The sequence below is a fragment of the Brevibacillus sp. LEMMJ03 genome, from assembly GCF_007197875.1.
Classification (GTDB): domain Bacteria; phylum Bacillota; class Bacilli; order Brevibacillales; family Brevibacillaceae; genus Brevibacillus; species Brevibacillus thermoruber.
Window position 1 is genome coordinate 118,504 of sequence record NZ_VKJN01000001.1, and the last position, 13,932, is coordinate 132,435.

Here is a 13,932-nt window from a genome sequence, read left to right on the forward strand (position 1 = left end):
CATGAACAAGCAAATTATGTTGACCGCTCTGATCAGTACGCTGTTGGTTGCGGCGGGATGCTCTTCCGACGCGGCCACATCCAAAGACAACCCGGGCAGTCAGGGGGGCGGAGCCTCGGCAGGCGTGAAAAAGGTGGTGGTGGGGACCGGGACGCAGTTTCCCAACATCTGCTTCATCGACGCGAACGGCAAGCTGACCGGGTATGACGTCGAACTGATCAGGGAAATCGACAAGCGCCTGCCGGATTATGAATTTGAGCTGAAGACGTTCGAATTCAAAAATCTGCTGCTCAGCCTGGAAACGAAGAAAATCGACCTGATCGCGCACCAGATGGAAGTCAACGAAGAACGTCAGAAGAAATTCCTGTACAACGATGAAGCCTACAACATTTTTCCCCTGAAAGTGGTCGTTCACAAGGATAACAACACCGTCAAGTTGATTGAGGATCTGAAAGGCAAAAAACTGATTGTGACGGCGACCAGCAACTCGGCGGTGCTGGCGGAAAAGTGGAACAGCGAACACGGGAACCCGATCCAAATCGTGTACACCGGCGCCGGCGAGGATGCGAACGAGCAAATCAAATCGGGCCGGGTCGACGCGACGATCAGCACGCAGTTTGCGATCGATTTTCTCAACAAGTCGGTGGACGCCCAATTAAAGACGGTGGGGGAGACGCTCTCCAATTCGAAAGTGTACTTCTGGCCGCGTCCCTGTTCTTTGGCCTGCTGCTCGGCCTGCTGCTTGCGATTTCGCGGCTCTACAACATTCCGGTGCTGACCCAACTGGTTGTCGTGTACGTTTCCTTTATCCGGGGAACGCCCGTGCTGATCCAATTGTTTCTGGTCTATTACGGGCTGCCGGCAGTGCTCGGCCTGGTCCATCTCGATCTGTCACGAGCCGATCCGCTGTTGTTCGTGATCGTCACGTATGCGCTGAGCAGCGCGGCGTTTCTGTCCGAAACCATACGCGGCGCGGTGAACAGTGTGGACCTCGGACAGACGGAAGCGGCCTATGCGGTGGGGATGACCGCGCGTCAGGCGTTTAGGCGCATCGTGCTGCCGCAGGCGCTGATGGTCGCTGTCCCGAACTTCGCCAACAAGGTGATCGGGTTTCTCAAGGATACCTCGCTCGCCTTTACCATCGGCGTGATGGATATGATGGGACGCGGGCAGACGCTCATCTCGGCCACCGCCCATGCGCTTGAGGTGTATATCAGCCTCGCCGTAATCTACTACCTCGTCGTGATTGTGCTGGAAAGACTGTTTGCCGCCTCGGAACGAAAACTGCAGCAGCACGAGCGAAAATGGGCCAGTGCCTGACGGAGAGGGGGAGGTGAGAGGGGATGACGATTGACATAGCGTTTATCGTTACCGCGTTCTTTGAGATTCTGACGGCCCTGCCGCTGACGCTGACCATCACGGTCGTGCCGCTGATTTTCGGTTTGGGCATCGGGGTCGCGACGGCGTTGATCCGGTTGTACAAGGTGCGCGTTGTGCATCGGCTGGCCGAGTTTTACGTCTCCTTTCTGCGCGGAACGCCGATTGTGCTGCATGTGCTGATCATCTACTTCGCTATGCCGAAGCTGATTGACAGCCTGTCCGCCTATTTCGGCTGGTCGTTCAAATCCGCGTCGATCCCGATCCTTCTGTTTGTGCTGACGGCCTACTCGCTGACGGCCGGCGCGTACATGTCGGAAATCATCCGGTCCGGCATCCTGTCGGTACCCGCGAGCCAGATCGAAGCCGCTTATGCGGTCGGCATGAGCACCCCGCAGGCGATGTGGCGGATCGTGCTCCCGCAGGCGTTCGGCGCCATTCTGCCCAATTTGTGCAACCTGTTCATCGGATTTTTGCATACCTCGACGTTCGCCTTTACCGTGTCTCAGATGGAACTGCTCGGCAAAGCCAACGTGGTCGCGTCGGTAAACCTGAAGTTTCTCGAGGCGTTCATCGCCGCAGCCCTGATCTACTGGGGCATGACGATCATCGCCGAACGGATTACGGCGTTTCTGGAAAAACGAGTCACTGCGTACAGCAGGGGAGGCATGGCATGATCCACTTGAAAAACATTCAGAAATCCTTTGGCAGGCAGAACGTGCTGAACGGCATCAATCTGACGGTGGAAAGGGGGGATGTCGTCGTCATTCTCGGCCCCAGCGGGTCGGGGAAAACCACGCTGCTGCGCTGCATCAACTTTTTGGAGCGGCCGAACGACGGCGAGGTGACCATCGGCGCGCTCACGGTTGACTGCAGGCATCCAAGCCGGAAAGACATTTTGGAACTGCGCCGGAAAACGGCCATGGTCTTTCAGCACTACAATCTGTTCAAGCATAAAACGGCCCTGGAAAACGTCATGGAAGGGCTGATCGTCGCCCAAAAGGTGCCCAAGAAAGAGGCAAGGGAGCGAAGCCTAGAGATGCTGGAGAAAGTGGGGCTGTCCGACAAGTGCGATCATTACCCCAGCCAGCTCTCGGGCGGACAGCAGCAGCGTGTCGGGATCGCCCGCGCCTTGGCGCTGAATCCCGAGGTGATTTTGTTCGACGAGCCTACATCCGCGCTTGACCCGGAACTGGTCGGCGAAGTCCTGGCGGTTATCAAAACCATTGCGAGCGAAGGGGTGACCATGATCGTCGTCACGCACGAAATGGGCTTCGCTCGGGAGGTATCCAATCACGTCGTCTTTATGGACGGAGGAGTCATCGTGGAACAAGGAACACCGGCCGACATCTTTGTTGACCCGAAGGAAGAACGAACACGACAGTTCCTGAAACGAATCACGCCGGAATGGAGCTATCCGATGGAAGCGTTGAGGTGAGGAAGGTGAGCGACACGTACCGGTTGGCGACATGGAAAGACGCGGAGACGCTGCTGGATCTGATCACGCGTGCATACGAATCCATCAGGGCGCTGGACATCGCCTTTACCGCGACCGAGGCCGACCTCGGCATGATCCAGGACAATCTGACGCAGCATACGTGCTATGTGCTGGAACAGAACGGCTCGCTTGTGGCGACCATTTCCCTGAAAACGCTGGAAGAGGTGACGGAGTATCCGTTCCTGTACTGGTTTGCGGTAGACCCTGCCCGCGCGAATCGGGGAATCGGGTCCAAGCTGCTGCGGTATGTCGAGGAAACGGTGGTGCGGGATACGCTGCAGGCGCCGGCCGTCACCCTGGCGACATCGCGCAAGCACCCGTGGCTTTTGGCCATGTATGAACGAAGAGGGTATGTTCTGTTTTATGAACGGGAGTTGGGGCATGACGACACGCTGGTCTTTTTGAAAAAGCAGCTCGTCGGGACCGGCTTCACGATCCGGGGAGCAGAGTGAGGGAGGAGGGGCCATTGCAATATGGTAGCGGAACGGTTTCGCAAGGACGCTGAGGAATTGCGGCCCAGACTGGTGGACATCCGGCGCGAACTGCACCAGTATCCGGAGCTGTCCATGGCGGAGTTTGAGACGACGCGCAGAATTCGCCGGTTTCTGCAGGACGAAGGCATCGTGATTCTGCCCTTGGACGTCCCGGTGGGGGTGGTGGCGGAAGTCGCGGGGGAGCGGCCCGGCCCTACGATTGCGCTGCGAGCCGACATCGACGCGCTGCCTGTACAGGAAGAGACGGGACTGCCGTTTGCGTCTCGGATCGACGGGAAGATGCACGCGTGCGGCCACGATTTTCACACGGCGGCGATGCTGGGGGCGGCGGTGCTTCTACAAAAGCATGTCCGTCATCTCCACGGCCGGGTTCGCTTTCTGTTTCAACCCGGTGAAGAAAAGGGATGCGGCGCCAACGTCTTGATCAAAGCGGGCGCGCTGGACGGGGTGCACGCGATCTTTGGCATGCACAACAAACCGGACCTGCCGGTGGGAACGATCGGGGTGAAAACCGGTCCGTTAATGGCCAGCGTCGATGGGTTTGCCATCACGGTCAGCGGAAAGGGAGGACACGCGGCCGTTCCGCAATCGGCCATCGATCCGATCGTTGCGGCCAGCGCGATCGTCGGCGGATTGCAGACGGCGATCAGCCGCAGCATCAGTCCGTTTGAACGCGCGGTGGTCAGCGTGTGCCAGTTCCACGCCGGCACATCGTGGAATGTGATACCCGACACGGCCATTCTGGAAGGGACGGTGCGAACGTTCGAACCGCACGTCCGAAAAAACATGCCCGGCCTGCTGCAGCGGATCGCGAAAGGAATTGCAGCCGGGTACGGCGCCGACGCCAGGCTGGAATGGTTTGCCGGAACGCCAACGGTCCGGAATGATCCGGTGACGACCGAGGTGATTCGCGCCGCCGCGGAAGCCCTGCATCTGACGATTGTGGAGGCGCAGCCTTCCACCGGCGGGGAAGACTTCGCCCATTATCAGACAAAAGTCCCCGGTACCTTTATCTGGATGGGGACCAGCGGGACGGAAGAGTGGCATCATCCCCGGTTTACGGTAAACGAAGAGGCCCTCGTGCCAAGCGCCGCCTTGTTCGCGCTTGCGGCCCTGTACGCGGCGGAGAGGTGGTCCGAGCCGGACGCGGCGGGACATCGGGTGGAGGCCGGGCAAACGCCGTGAACGGGAGAACAGGGGAGGAATGGAAAATGAGTCAACACCAGATTGACATTCGGCACTACATGGATACGCATCAGCAGCTAAAGCAGGCCATCGAAGGGTTGACGGAAACGCAGTTGAAGTGGAAAGAGGCGCCGCATGTGTGGAGCGTGACGGAAGTGCTGTCCCATCTGGCCGACCATAACATCGTCGTTTCCTTCCGAATCCGGGAGATTCTGTCCGGTTCTTCGGCGAGGCTGCCGGCTTTCGCACAAGACCCGTGGGTAAGCCATTCCAAGGCCAACGAAAGTTCCGCTTCGGTGATTCTGACCATCTTTCACGCCCTGCTGATCTACAACAGCTTGCTGTTTCAGCGGCTGACGGACGAAGATTGGGGAAAAACGGGCGTGAACGCAAAAGGGGAGACCATCAGTCTGGCCGAGGTTGTTCAAGCGTTTATCGATCACGTGCAGGTTCATCTGCGGCAGATTGAGCGAATCAAGCAGGCCATGGCCGCCGCAGTATGACGGGGGCTGGCTGCGGCATATTGAAACCATTTTACGAGCGTGGAGTGGATGAGGCGATGGGAGGAACCATCTTGTCTGTCAGTCAACCGGCGCCACCCTCGGATGACCCGGACGTGCTGCACCAGCCCGACATTTCCTTCGCCGCCTGGTGCCTGGAGCAGTACGGTGTGAACAGGGGGGGCTACAATACAATCGACCTCTGGTTTTACCAATGCGGCGTCAAGCATATCGTCTCCCGCAGAAGGATCGTGATTGATTTCCTGCAGCGGCTGCAGGCGACCGGCCGCAAGCCCCGGACAAACCGGTTGAAGCTGGGAAAGGGAGCGCTGGCGGCGTCGCTGAAACAGTACACGGACACCCGTTTGCTTGCGGATGCGGAACGGGATCGTCCGGCAGCCAGGTGGTCCGGGACGTAACGGCAGATCAAAAGGAGGCGGCACACGGCCGAGATCGTCCCGCTTGACAGAATGGCGCCGCTTCATATCCGAGTATCCAACTTTCATAACTTGGTGTAGTGGAGGTGCTCTCGTGATCCGAAACCGTCACATCAAACTGGCCGCCTATTTGGTCGGAACGGGCATGCACGTGGCTTCCTGGAGGCACCCGCATGCACAGGCCGATTCCAGCATCGATATCGACTACTACAAACGGCTTGCCGTGCTGGCCGAACGGGGAAAATTCGACATGGTGTTTATCGCGGACAGTTTGGCCATCAATGAAGAATCTCACCCGAACATTCTCAACCGGTTTGAGCCGATCACGCTGATTACGGCTTTGGCGGGAGCGACTTCGACCATCGGCGTTGTGGCGACCGCGTCCACGTCCTATGCCGAACCGTTCAACCTGGCCCGGCAGTTTCTGTCAGTCGATCACATCAGCAAAGGGAGAGCCGGCTGGAATGTCGTCACCACCCGTGATTTGTCGGGAAACACCGCGCTCAACTTTGGGCGCGAGGAGCATTACGACCACACCTTCCGCTACCAGCGTGCGGAGGAATTTGTGGATGTGGTGAAAGGATTATGGGACTCGTGGGAAGATGACGCGTTTGTGCGGGACAAGGAAAGCGGCCGGTTTTTCGAACGGAACAAGCTGCACCGCCTCAACCACAAAGGACGGTTCTTCTCCGTCCAGGGGCCGCTGAACATCGGACGCTCCCGACAGGGTCACCCCGTTCTCGTACAGGCCGGCTCTTCCGCATCGGGGCAAAACCTCGCCGCCCGGACGGCGGAGGTCATCTTTTCCATCAAATACAACATCGAGGACGCCAAGGCGTTTTACCGTTCCCTCAAGGAGAAAGCGGCCGCCTTTGGCCGTTCTCCCGAGGATGTGCGCATCCTGCAGGGCATTTCTCCCATCATCGGCGAAACGGAAGAAGCGGCGCGGGCGACCCAAAAGCTTCTCGAATCGCTGATCACGGAAGAAACAGGCCTGCGCTTCCTGGCCGACTATTTCAAGGGCGTCGATTTTCGCCACGCCACGCTGGAGACACGCGCCGCCGAACTGGGACTGGACCGGCTGCCGGAGACCAAAGCCGACTACAAAAAGCATCAGCCTGTCATCGCCAGGGAAAATCCGACGCTGCGGGAGCTGTACTCCCTCTTGACCGGATCGTTCAGCGATGACAGCCTGGTCGGCCCGCCTGAAAAAATCGCCGACACGCTGGAAAGGTGGTTCACCGAACGGGCTGCGGACGGCTTCATGATCATGGCGCCGCTGCTCCCGGACGGCTTGGCGGACTTTGTGAATCACGTGGTGCCGATTTTGCAGCGAAAAGGGCTGTTTCGTACCGACTACGACAGCGACACCCTGCGGGGGCATCTCGGACTGCCGATCCCGCCGCATCGCCTTGCCCTGTCCGAGAATAAGCATCACGTCGAGAAAACGCTCACGTCCCGACACAGGTGGTGAATACATGATCGTCATTTCCAACCTCAACAAGACGTACAAAACCCCCAAAGGCACCGTCACGGCGCTGGAGAACATCAACCTGCGCATTGAAAAAGGGGATATTTTCGGCATTATCGGCTTCAGCGGCGCGGGCAAGTCCACGTTGATCCGCTGCCTCAACCGGCTGGAGGAACCCGATTCCGGCAGCATCGAGATCGAAGGCAAAGTGATCACGCAGTTGAACCAGTCGGAGCTGCAGCAGGCGCGGCGGAAAATCGGCATGATTTTTCAGCAGTTCAACCTGCTCGACTCCAAGACGGTATTCCAGAACGTGGCGTTCCCGCTGAAGGTGGCGGGTCACCCGAAGCCGTACATTCAAAAGCGGGTCAGAGAGATGCTCGATCTTGTCCAACTGAGTGACAAGGAAAATGTCTATCCGTTCCAGCTCAGCGGCGGACAAAAGCAGCGCGTGGGCATCGCCAGGGCACTGGTGAACGAGCCGGATGTCCTGCTCAGCGACGAGGCCACCTCCGCGCTCGATCCGCAAACCACCTACTCGATTCTGGAACTATTGAAGGACATCAACCGGAAGCTGCACCTTACCATCGTGTTGATAACACACGAATTGGACGTACTGCAGCACATCTGCAACAACATGGCGGTCATCGAGAACGGCCGAATCGTCGAAAACGGTTCCGTCGACAAGTTTTTCCTGAATCCGGAAAGCGACACCGCCAAACGGTTCGTGAAAATCATCGAGTATTACCGCGACAAGCGCATGGTCATGGAAGGAACGGGGGCGGGGATATGAGGGACGATCTGATTGATTTGCTGTGGAAAGGCCTTCTGGAAACGCTGTACATGGTGTTTTGGTCGTCCTTGTTTGCCCTCGTTCTGGGAATGACACTGGGGGTTACGCTGGTCGTGACCGAGAAGGGCGGCATTCTGGAAGCCCCCCGGCTGCACAAGGTGATCAGTACCCTGATCAACAGTGTCCGTTCGCTTCCGTTCATCATCCTCATCGTGCTGCTTTTGCCCTTGTCCCGCTGGGTCGTGGGGACGACGCTGGGCCCCACCGCCGCCATCGTTTCGCTTTCCATCGGTGCGGCTCCGTTTCTCGGGAGAATCATCGAGAACACGCTCAAGGAGGTCAGTCCGGGAAAAGTCGAAGCGGCGAAATCCATCGGTGCGCCGCCGCTTACCATCATCTTTCACGTGCTGATTCCGGAGGCCCTGCCGGCACTGGTGCGGGGGATCACCATCGGCATTATCGGCATCACGGAATTTACCGCCGTGGCCGGCGCGATCGGCGCTGGCGGCCTCGGCAGCCTGGCCATCCGCTTCGGCTATCAACGGTTTCGGGAGGACGTGCTGTTTGCGACCGTCATTCTGATCATCCTGCTGGTTCAACTCATTCAGTGGGGCGGCGACTTTATTGCCGGACAAATCAGCAAGAAGCGCTACAAATTCGAGTAAGACAGCAGACAGGAACAGCCACGGTTTCATTCATTTCACCTAAATCCAAAGAAAATGGGAGTGTTCGTATGGGTAAGAAAGGTTTGTTCGTCGTTATCGCACTTTTGGCCATCTTCAGTTCGGTCCTTGCCGGTTGCGGCTCGGGCGGCAGCAGCGCACCAGCCGCTTCGGACACAGCCGCGCAGGGCAGCCCGGCCAACGCCGGTACGTCATCCGACGCGGGAGGAACCGCGCAGCCGAAACAAGAGGTGACGCTGAAGGTAGGGGCCGCCCCCGTCCCACATGCGGAGATTTTGGAATTCATCAAGCCGAAACTGAAAGAAGAAGGCATCAATCTGGAAGTGGTCGTGCTGGACGACGAAGGCCAGTTGAATCCCGCGCTGCAGGACGGCCAAATCAATGCGAATTTCTTTCAACACGTCCCGTACCTGGATTCGGTCAGCAAGGAAAAGGGGTATGACTTTGCCGTGACCACAAAGGTTCACGTGGAACCGATCGGCTTCTATTCGGACAAACTCAAATCGAGAGACGAGCTGAAGGACGGAGCCAAAATCGGGATTCCCAACAACCCGTCCAACGAGTACAGAGCGCTGGTGCTCTTGCAGGAGCAGGGACTCATCAAACTGAAAGACGGCCTGACCACGTACGAGGCAACGCCAAACGACATCGTCGAAAACCCGAAACACCTGCAATTCGTGGAGGCCGAGGCCGCTACCCTGCCGAGGGCCCTGCCGGATCTGGACGGCGCTGTCATTAACACCAACATCGTGCTGGAAGCCAACATCGATCCCAACTCCGCGCTGTTCCGGGAAGACGGGAACTCCCCCTACGCCAACGTGATCGTGGTCCGCAAAGGCGACGAAAACCGCGAAGAAATCAGAAAGCTGGGAGCGGCTCTGCAAACGCCGGACGTGAAGACATTTATCCAGAACAAATACGGGGTCGCCGTGGTGCCCGCGTTTTGAGGGGAGACGGTCAAGCTTCCGGCATCGGCCGTTGACACCCTGCCGAAGCCGCGCTATACTTTCCATAACCTAGTAAACAGGTGGGAAATAACGGCTTTGTTTGTCAAATCCATGTGAAAGGTTGTGCTCTGAATGGCAATCATTACGGTGATTTCAGGCAGTCCGACCGAGTCGTCACGGTTGAACGGGCTGCTGCAGGAAGTGCGCAAAACGGTCCAATCCGAGGGATGGGAGTACCATGAAATCCAGGTCAGGCAGCTCCCCCCGGAAGATTTGGTCTATACCCGGTTTGACAGCCCGGCCATTCTGGAAGCGAACCGAATCATCGCCAAATCCGACGCGGTCGTCGTTGCGACGCCCATTTACAAAGCGTCGTATACCGGTGTGCTGAAGTCGTTTCTCGACCTGATTCCGCAGAAGGGGCTGGAGAAGAAAATCGTGCTTCCCTTGGCGATCGGGGGCACCATTGCCCACCTCCTGGCCATCGACTACGCCTTGAAGCCGGTCTTGTCGGCACTCGGAGCCAACCACATTTTCACGGGTGTCTATGCGCTGGACACACAGGTCACCCGTTTGGAGGGCGGCGGGTTCGAGCTGGCCGAAGAGCTGCAAGCCCGCCTGCAGCAATCGCTGGCCGAGTGGGTACACGCGGTGAAGGGGACTGCGAAGGAAACGAAGGAAGCGAAGTCACTGTAACCGGGACACGGATCGACCGGTCTGCCTCTTACGAACGTCTCGCGAAAGCACGGAGAATATCCATCTGTCGACCAGTCAACTGGAGATGCCTCACCCCCCGATGGGAGTGACGCATCTCCTTTTTGGTTGGCGGACATTCCCGCATGGTGAGCAGGACGTTTGTCGGACACGCGCATGCGGGAAACGGGCACAAGCGTTTTGAAAAGGAGGAATCCAAATGGCAGCGGCACGGACGTTGAAACTGGGCGCGATGATCCACGGTGTCGGGGGCACGATGGATGGCTGGAGGCATCCGGACATCCTCTCCGATGCCAGCGTGAACTTCGGATTTTACAAGCAGCAGGCGCAGAAGGCGGAGTCCGGGAAGTTCGATCTGATCTTTATCGCGGACGGCCTGTACATCAACGAAAAATCGATTCCGCACTTTTTAAACCGGTTTGAGCCGCTTACGATTTTGTCGGCACTGGGCGCGGTTACCTCCAGGATTGGCCTCGTCGGCACCCTGTCAACCTCCTACAGCGAGCCGTTTACGGTGGCGCGGCAGTTCGCTTCCCTCGACCACATCAGCGGAGGCAGGGCAGGCTGGAATGTCGTGACGTCACCCTTGGAAGGCTCTGCGCTCAATTACGGGAAAAAACACCCGTCCCACGAGGAGCGGTACAAAATTGCCGAGGAGTTTCTCGAAGTGACAAAAGGGCTGTGGGATTCCTGGGAAGACGACGCCTTTATCCGAGACAAGGAATCGGGCATTTTCTTCGACCCCAGGAAAATGCACCGGTTGAATCACAAAGGGACGTACTTTTCCGTGCAGGGTCCGCTCAACATCGCCCGCTCCAGGCAGGGGCAGCCGGTCATTTTCCAGGCGGGGTCGTCGGACAGCGGCAAAACCTTGGCGGCCAAATCGGCCGACGCCGTTTTTACCAACCATGAAACCATCGAGGACGCCAAGCGCTTTTATCAGGATGTCAAGCAGAGGGCTGCCCGCTACGGCCGCTCCCCGGACGACATTCTCATTTTCCCGGGAATCGGTCCGATTGTCGGGAGAACCCGGGAAGAGGCCGAACGGAAGTACGAGGAAATGGCCCGGCTGGTCACCATCGAGCATGCGCTGAACTATCTGGGCCGATACTTCGATCACTTCGATTTCTCGCAGTTTCCGCTGGATGAGCCCTTCCCCGATATCGGGGAGATCGGAAGCAACAGCTTCCGCAGCACCACGGACCGAATCAAGCAAATCGCGAAAGAACAGCGTCTGACGCTGCGTCAGGTGGCGCTGCGCGCAGCGACCCCGAAAGACAACTTTATCGGGACGCCCGAGACGGTGGCCGATTTGATCCAGCAGTGGTTTGAAGAGGGGGCGGCGGACGGATTTATCATTCATGCCAACGTTCCGAGGGGATTGGACGACTTCGTCGAGTTGGTCGTGCCGATTCTGCAGGAGCGGGGCATCTTCCGAACCGAGTATGAACACGATACCCTGCGCGGCAATCTGGGGCTGCCGATCCCGGCAAACCGGTATGCCAAGGAGAGCGTGAAGGGGTAACGGGCGGTTCCCGACCGATAATGGTTATGTGGAAAATAATAACAAAAGAGTGCTTGAACATGTACAGACGCTGCTGTCATGCCTGTAGAGGGCGGCAGCCAGCCTGAAGTCCTGCTGTTTGCCCATGAAAAAAGGCGCACGTACGCAGAACGGGAAATGGTGCTGTCGTTCTCCCCGTCAGTCGGGTACAATGATCGGGGAGAAGGGAGCGAAAGGAGAAACGTCTGTGAAACGTGTCGTGCGCTATTTCCTGGAAGGACTGCTGTACGTCATCCCCTTGGCCGCCACCGTCTACATTTTGTACACGATCTTTGTCACGGTGGACAGTTGGCTGGGGCTGCCCGTGCCGGGAGCGGGATTCCTGCTGACGATCGCGGGGATTACGGCCATCGGCTTTCTTGCGTCCAACGTCCTTACGCGCGGGCTGCTCTCGTTGGTGGCCGCCTTGTTTGAAAAAATGCCGGTCATCAAGCTGATTTACTCGGCGATCAAGGATCTGATCGGCGCGTTTGTAGGAGAAAAGAAAAGTTTTGACAAGCCGGTGCTGGTCACGCTCACCCGCGACGGCCACGCCAAGGCGATCGGCTTTGTCACCAGAGAGAGCCTGGAGGCGTATGGCCTGCATGACCATGTGGCCGTCTACCTGCCGCAGTCGTACAATTTCGCCGGCAATCTCCTGCTGTTTCCCAAAGAGCAGGTGCAGCCGCTGGAGGTGGACAGCTCGGAGGCGATGACCTTCCTCGTCTCCGGCGGGGTGTCCGGAAAACAGCCCAACATCGAACAGACCCCTTCCTGACAGAGAGGGGTCTGTTTTCTGCGTGAAAAGGGATTAATCTTGAATCAGAGCCGTCAACTGCTGAAAAAGCCGCTGCGGCTGGAGTGTCTGCGGCGGTAGTGCGCGTGGCCGTAAGAAGTGTGACCGGTGTGGCCGAAGGGGCCGCGGTGGCGGTAATCGCTGCTGCTGTATCGGCGGTGTCCGCCCGTTTTCATCAGCAGGCCGGCCCCCTTTTTCAGCAGGGCGATCACCACGACCGCCGCGATGATCAACAGCAGCAGGCCGATGCCGAGTATGGCGAGAATGACTGACATGCTCATCGTCTCCTTGTCATGTGGGTCTACCTGTTTGTACGAACGGGCCGGCGTCCGGTTTCAGGAGAACGGCGAGCCTACGATTCCGCGTGCAGATATTGTTCGTACGGCGTGTAATCGATCTGTTTTTTTTGCAGGTGCTGAATCAGCCACTTGTGATCCCGCTTCGGCGTGGCGATGATGTAGCCTTTGACAATCAGCTCGATGGTGATGGTCGTCGCCTTTTCCTCCAGGGCGAGCTGGCCGATCTTCGCCGCGATCGAGCGGCGGGCCACATCGCGGAACAGCTTCGGCACCGGCTCCACCAGTTCGTTGAGCAGCGCAAGCCCTTCATCCGTCCACATGGAGCGGGTCTGTTCGATATAGTAGTCCTGCCAGTCCAGATCGGATTTGCCGTCCTGTTTCGGCATGGATTTCAAGAACTTGCGGAACATGAAATACCCGCCGATGCCCATCAGCGCGACCAGAACAAACGTCCAGCCGATGATAAACAAGGAAAAACCCGTGGACATTTGCATAGCGTGTGCAACACCTCAATCCTGTTCTTCTAAGCGCAACTATAGCGCATTTCACGCTTTCCAACAAATCTTTTTTCCACGCGCTGTACGCCGCTCTCACCAGGGGTGCCTGGTTACAGCGTACTAGAAGCGCAGGCCGTTTGCAAACGGACGGGCCGGCCGGCAGCGGCGAGCGGAAGGCGGCATTCCGTCCGCGTTGTCGGGCGGATGTGCAGAGTGGGCGGTTTGCTCTTCCCAAGCGCACATACAATTTAGTATTATTAGAATGAGACTCAAAAGGAGCTGACGCCCATGTTCAAGCTAGGACAACGTGTCGTCATCGTTGCTGACTCCTTTGAACAAGGGATGCCGATTGGTGAATACGGGTATCTGATTGGTCGTGACCGAAATCCCGACAGCGCGTTTGCGTGGATTGTACGCATTCCGAAGATAGATAAGCAGTACGCTGTGCCGGAAGAGGACATCGCCTTGGAAGAGAAGCTGATCGAGCAGGAGGCGGAACGCATCCAGCGGGAAGCTCTGCTTGACTTTGCGCTGGCTACGCGCAACGAGGCCCTCTTCCGCCAACTGATGGGCATGCAGGACGAAGCAGCGGACAATGGCGACCCTGTTAAGGAATCAATGGAAGAGTTCATTCGCAAAGTGAACATAAAAGCCTGGATCTAACGGGGGCCCATGGACAGCGAACGGTTTCCTTTCGG

Annotated in this window: 17 protein-coding genes and 1 pseudogene; 16 read left to right on the forward strand and 2 right to left on the reverse strand. The window is 57.9% G+C overall.

Going from position 1 to position 13,932, the window contains the following annotated elements; all coding sequences use genetic code 11:
* Position 1: 1 nt before the first annotated feature.
* The 15 genes and pseudogenes from FOI68_RS00550 to FOI68_RS00620 all read left to right on the forward strand — a co-directional run bounded on the left by FOI68_RS00550 (position 2) and on the right by FOI68_RS00620 (position 12,420).
* On the forward strand, positions 2–778 hold the full coding sequence (locus FOI68_RS00550) for a transporter substrate-binding domain-containing protein (protein WP_143862051.1): 777 nt from the start codon (positions 2–4) through the stop codon (positions 776–778).
* Positions 697–1,320, forward strand: a pseudogene (locus tag FOI68_RS00555) (amino acid ABC transporter permease); the annotation flags it as partial. The gene FOI68_RS00550 and the pseudogene FOI68_RS00555, both read left to right, overlap by 82 nt.
* Positions 1,321–1,343: 23 nt before the next feature.
* Positions 1,344–2,054 (forward strand): amino acid ABC transporter permease, encoded by a 711-nt coding sequence (locus FOI68_RS00560; RefSeq protein WP_143862052.1) that lies wholly within the window; start codon positions 1,344–1,346, stop codon positions 2,052–2,054.
* On the forward strand, positions 2,051–2,815 hold the full coding sequence (locus FOI68_RS00565) for an amino acid ABC transporter ATP-binding protein (protein ID WP_143862053.1): 765 nt from the start codon (positions 2,051–2,053) through the stop codon (positions 2,813–2,815). The genes FOI68_RS00560 and FOI68_RS00565 overlap by 4 nt, the downstream gene beginning before the upstream one ends.
* 5 nt (positions 2,816–2,820) lie before the next feature.
* The gene (locus tag FOI68_RS00570) at positions 2,821–3,327 is read left to right on the forward strand and encodes a GNAT family N-acetyltransferase (RefSeq protein WP_143862235.1); all 507 of its coding nucleotides are present in this window, start codon (positions 2,821–2,823) and stop codon (positions 3,325–3,327) included.
* A gap of 21 nt (positions 3,328–3,348) precedes the next feature.
* Positions 3,349–4,554, forward strand: coding sequence for an amidohydrolase (locus tag FOI68_RS00575; RefSeq protein WP_143862054.1), 1,206 nt, complete (start codon positions 3,349–3,351; stop codon positions 4,552–4,554).
* Positions 4,555–4,580: 26 nt separating this feature from the next.
* A complete protein-coding gene (locus tag FOI68_RS00580) occupies positions 4,581–5,057 on the forward strand; it encodes a DinB family protein (protein WP_143862055.1) in 477 nt (158 codons plus the stop codon).
* Positions 5,058–5,128: 71 nt separating this feature from the next.
* Complete coding sequence (locus FOI68_RS00585) at positions 5,129–5,473, forward strand: hypothetical protein (protein WP_143862056.1); 345 nt, start codon at positions 5,129–5,131, stop codon at positions 5,471–5,473.
* Between the two features lie 112 nt (positions 5,474–5,585).
* Positions 5,586–6,965: an LLM class flavin-dependent oxidoreductase gene (locus FOI68_RS00590; protein ID WP_143862057.1), complete on the forward strand. Its 1,380-nt coding sequence runs from the start codon at positions 5,586–5,588 to the stop codon at positions 6,963–6,965.
* 4 nt (positions 6,966–6,969) lie between these two features.
* A complete protein-coding gene (locus tag FOI68_RS00595; protein ID WP_143862058.1) occupies positions 6,970–7,755 on the forward strand; it encodes a methionine ABC transporter ATP-binding protein in 786 nt (261 codons plus the stop codon).
* Positions 7,752–8,420, forward strand: a complete 669-nt coding sequence (locus FOI68_RS00600) for a methionine ABC transporter permease (RefSeq protein ID WP_143862059.1) — start codon at positions 7,752–7,754, stop codon at positions 8,418–8,420. The genes FOI68_RS00595 and FOI68_RS00600 overlap by 4 nt, the downstream gene beginning before the upstream one ends.
* Before the next feature lie 68 nt (positions 8,421–8,488).
* Positions 8,489–9,385: a MetQ/NlpA family ABC transporter substrate-binding protein gene (locus FOI68_RS00605; protein ID WP_143862060.1), complete on the forward strand. Its 897-nt coding sequence runs from the start codon at positions 8,489–8,491 to the stop codon at positions 9,383–9,385.
* Between the two features lie 132 nt (positions 9,386–9,517).
* Complete coding sequence (ssuE, locus tag FOI68_RS00610) at positions 9,518–10,081, forward strand: NADPH-dependent FMN reductase (RefSeq protein ID WP_035298066.1); 564 nt, start codon at positions 9,518–9,520, stop codon at positions 10,079–10,081.
* Between the two features lie 217 nt (positions 10,082–10,298).
* The gene (locus tag FOI68_RS00615) at positions 10,299–11,624 is read left to right on the forward strand and encodes an LLM class flavin-dependent oxidoreductase (protein ID WP_143862061.1); all 1,326 of its coding nucleotides are present in this window, start codon (positions 10,299–10,301) and stop codon (positions 11,622–11,624) included.
* 226 nt (positions 11,625–11,850) lie between these two features.
* The gene (locus FOI68_RS00620) at positions 11,851–12,420 is read left to right on the forward strand and encodes a DUF502 domain-containing protein (RefSeq protein WP_035298064.1); all 570 of its coding nucleotides are present in this window, start codon (positions 11,851–11,853) and stop codon (positions 12,418–12,420) included.
* Between the two features lie 53 nt (positions 12,421–12,473).
* On the opposite strand, the gene FOI68_RS00625 is transcribed toward FOI68_RS00620, so the two are convergent.
* Together FOI68_RS00625 and FOI68_RS00630 are read right to left on the reverse strand one after the other, a co-directional pair.
* Entirely contained in the window at positions 12,474–12,713 is a 240-nt protein-coding gene (locus FOI68_RS00625; protein WP_035298062.1) for a hypothetical protein, read from the reverse strand.
* A 77-nt stretch (positions 12,714–12,790) separates the two neighbouring features.
* Positions 12,791–13,225: a DUF2621 domain-containing protein gene (locus FOI68_RS00630; RefSeq protein ID WP_029099357.1), complete on the reverse strand. Its 435-nt coding sequence runs from the start codon at positions 13,223–13,225 to the stop codon at positions 12,791–12,793.
* A gap of 297 nt (positions 13,226–13,522) precedes the next feature.
* On the opposite strand from FOI68_RS00630, the gene FOI68_RS00635 reads away from it, so the two are divergent.
* Entirely contained in the window at positions 13,523–13,897 is a 375-nt protein-coding gene (locus FOI68_RS00635; protein ID WP_029099358.1) for a hypothetical protein, read from the forward strand.
* The last annotated feature ends 35 nt before the right edge of the window (positions 13,898–13,932 follow it).

Coding starts and splice junctions, on each gene's coding strand:
- FOI68_RS00615 (WP_143862061.1), top strand. CDS start 10,299: ATGGCAGCGGCACGGACGTTGAAACTGGGCGCGATGATCCACGGTGTC.
- FOI68_RS00605 (WP_143862060.1), top strand. CDS start 8,489: ATGGGTAAGAAAGGTTTGTTCGTCGTTATCGCACTTTTGGCCATCTTC.
- FOI68_RS00575 (WP_143862054.1), top strand. CDS start 3,349: ATGGTAGCGGAACGGTTTCGCAAGGACGCTGAGGAATTGCGGCCCAGA.
- FOI68_RS00625 (WP_035298062.1), bottom strand. CDS start 12,713: ATGTCAGTCATTCTCGCCATACTCGGCATCGGCCTGCTGCTGTTGATC.
- ssuE (WP_035298066.1), top strand. CDS start 9,518: ATGGCAATCATTACGGTGATTTCAGGCAGTCCGACCGAGTCGTCACGG.
- FOI68_RS00560 (WP_143862052.1), top strand. CDS start 1,344: ATGACGATTGACATAGCGTTTATCGTTACCGCGTTCTTTGAGATTCTG.
- FOI68_RS00600 (WP_143862059.1), top strand. CDS start 7,752: ATGAGGGACGATCTGATTGATTTGCTGTGGAAAGGCCTTCTGGAAACG.
- FOI68_RS00565 (WP_143862053.1), top strand. CDS start 2,051: ATGATCCACTTGAAAAACATTCAGAAATCCTTTGGCAGGCAGAACGTG.
- FOI68_RS00550 (WP_143862051.1), top strand. CDS start 2: ATGAACAAGCAAATTATGTTGACCGCTCTGATCAGTACGCTGTTGGTT.
- FOI68_RS00635 (WP_029099358.1), top strand. CDS start 13,523: ATGTTCAAGCTAGGACAACGTGTCGTCATCGTTGCTGACTCCTTTGAA.
- FOI68_RS00580 (WP_143862055.1), top strand. CDS start 4,581: ATGAGTCAACACCAGATTGACATTCGGCACTACATGGATACGCATCAG.
- FOI68_RS00630 (WP_029099357.1), bottom strand. CDS start 13,225: ATGTCCACGGGTTTTTCCTTGTTTATCATCGGCTGGACGTTTGTTCTG.
- FOI68_RS00595 (WP_143862058.1), top strand. CDS start 6,970: ATGATCGTCATTTCCAACCTCAACAAGACGTACAAAACCCCCAAAGGC.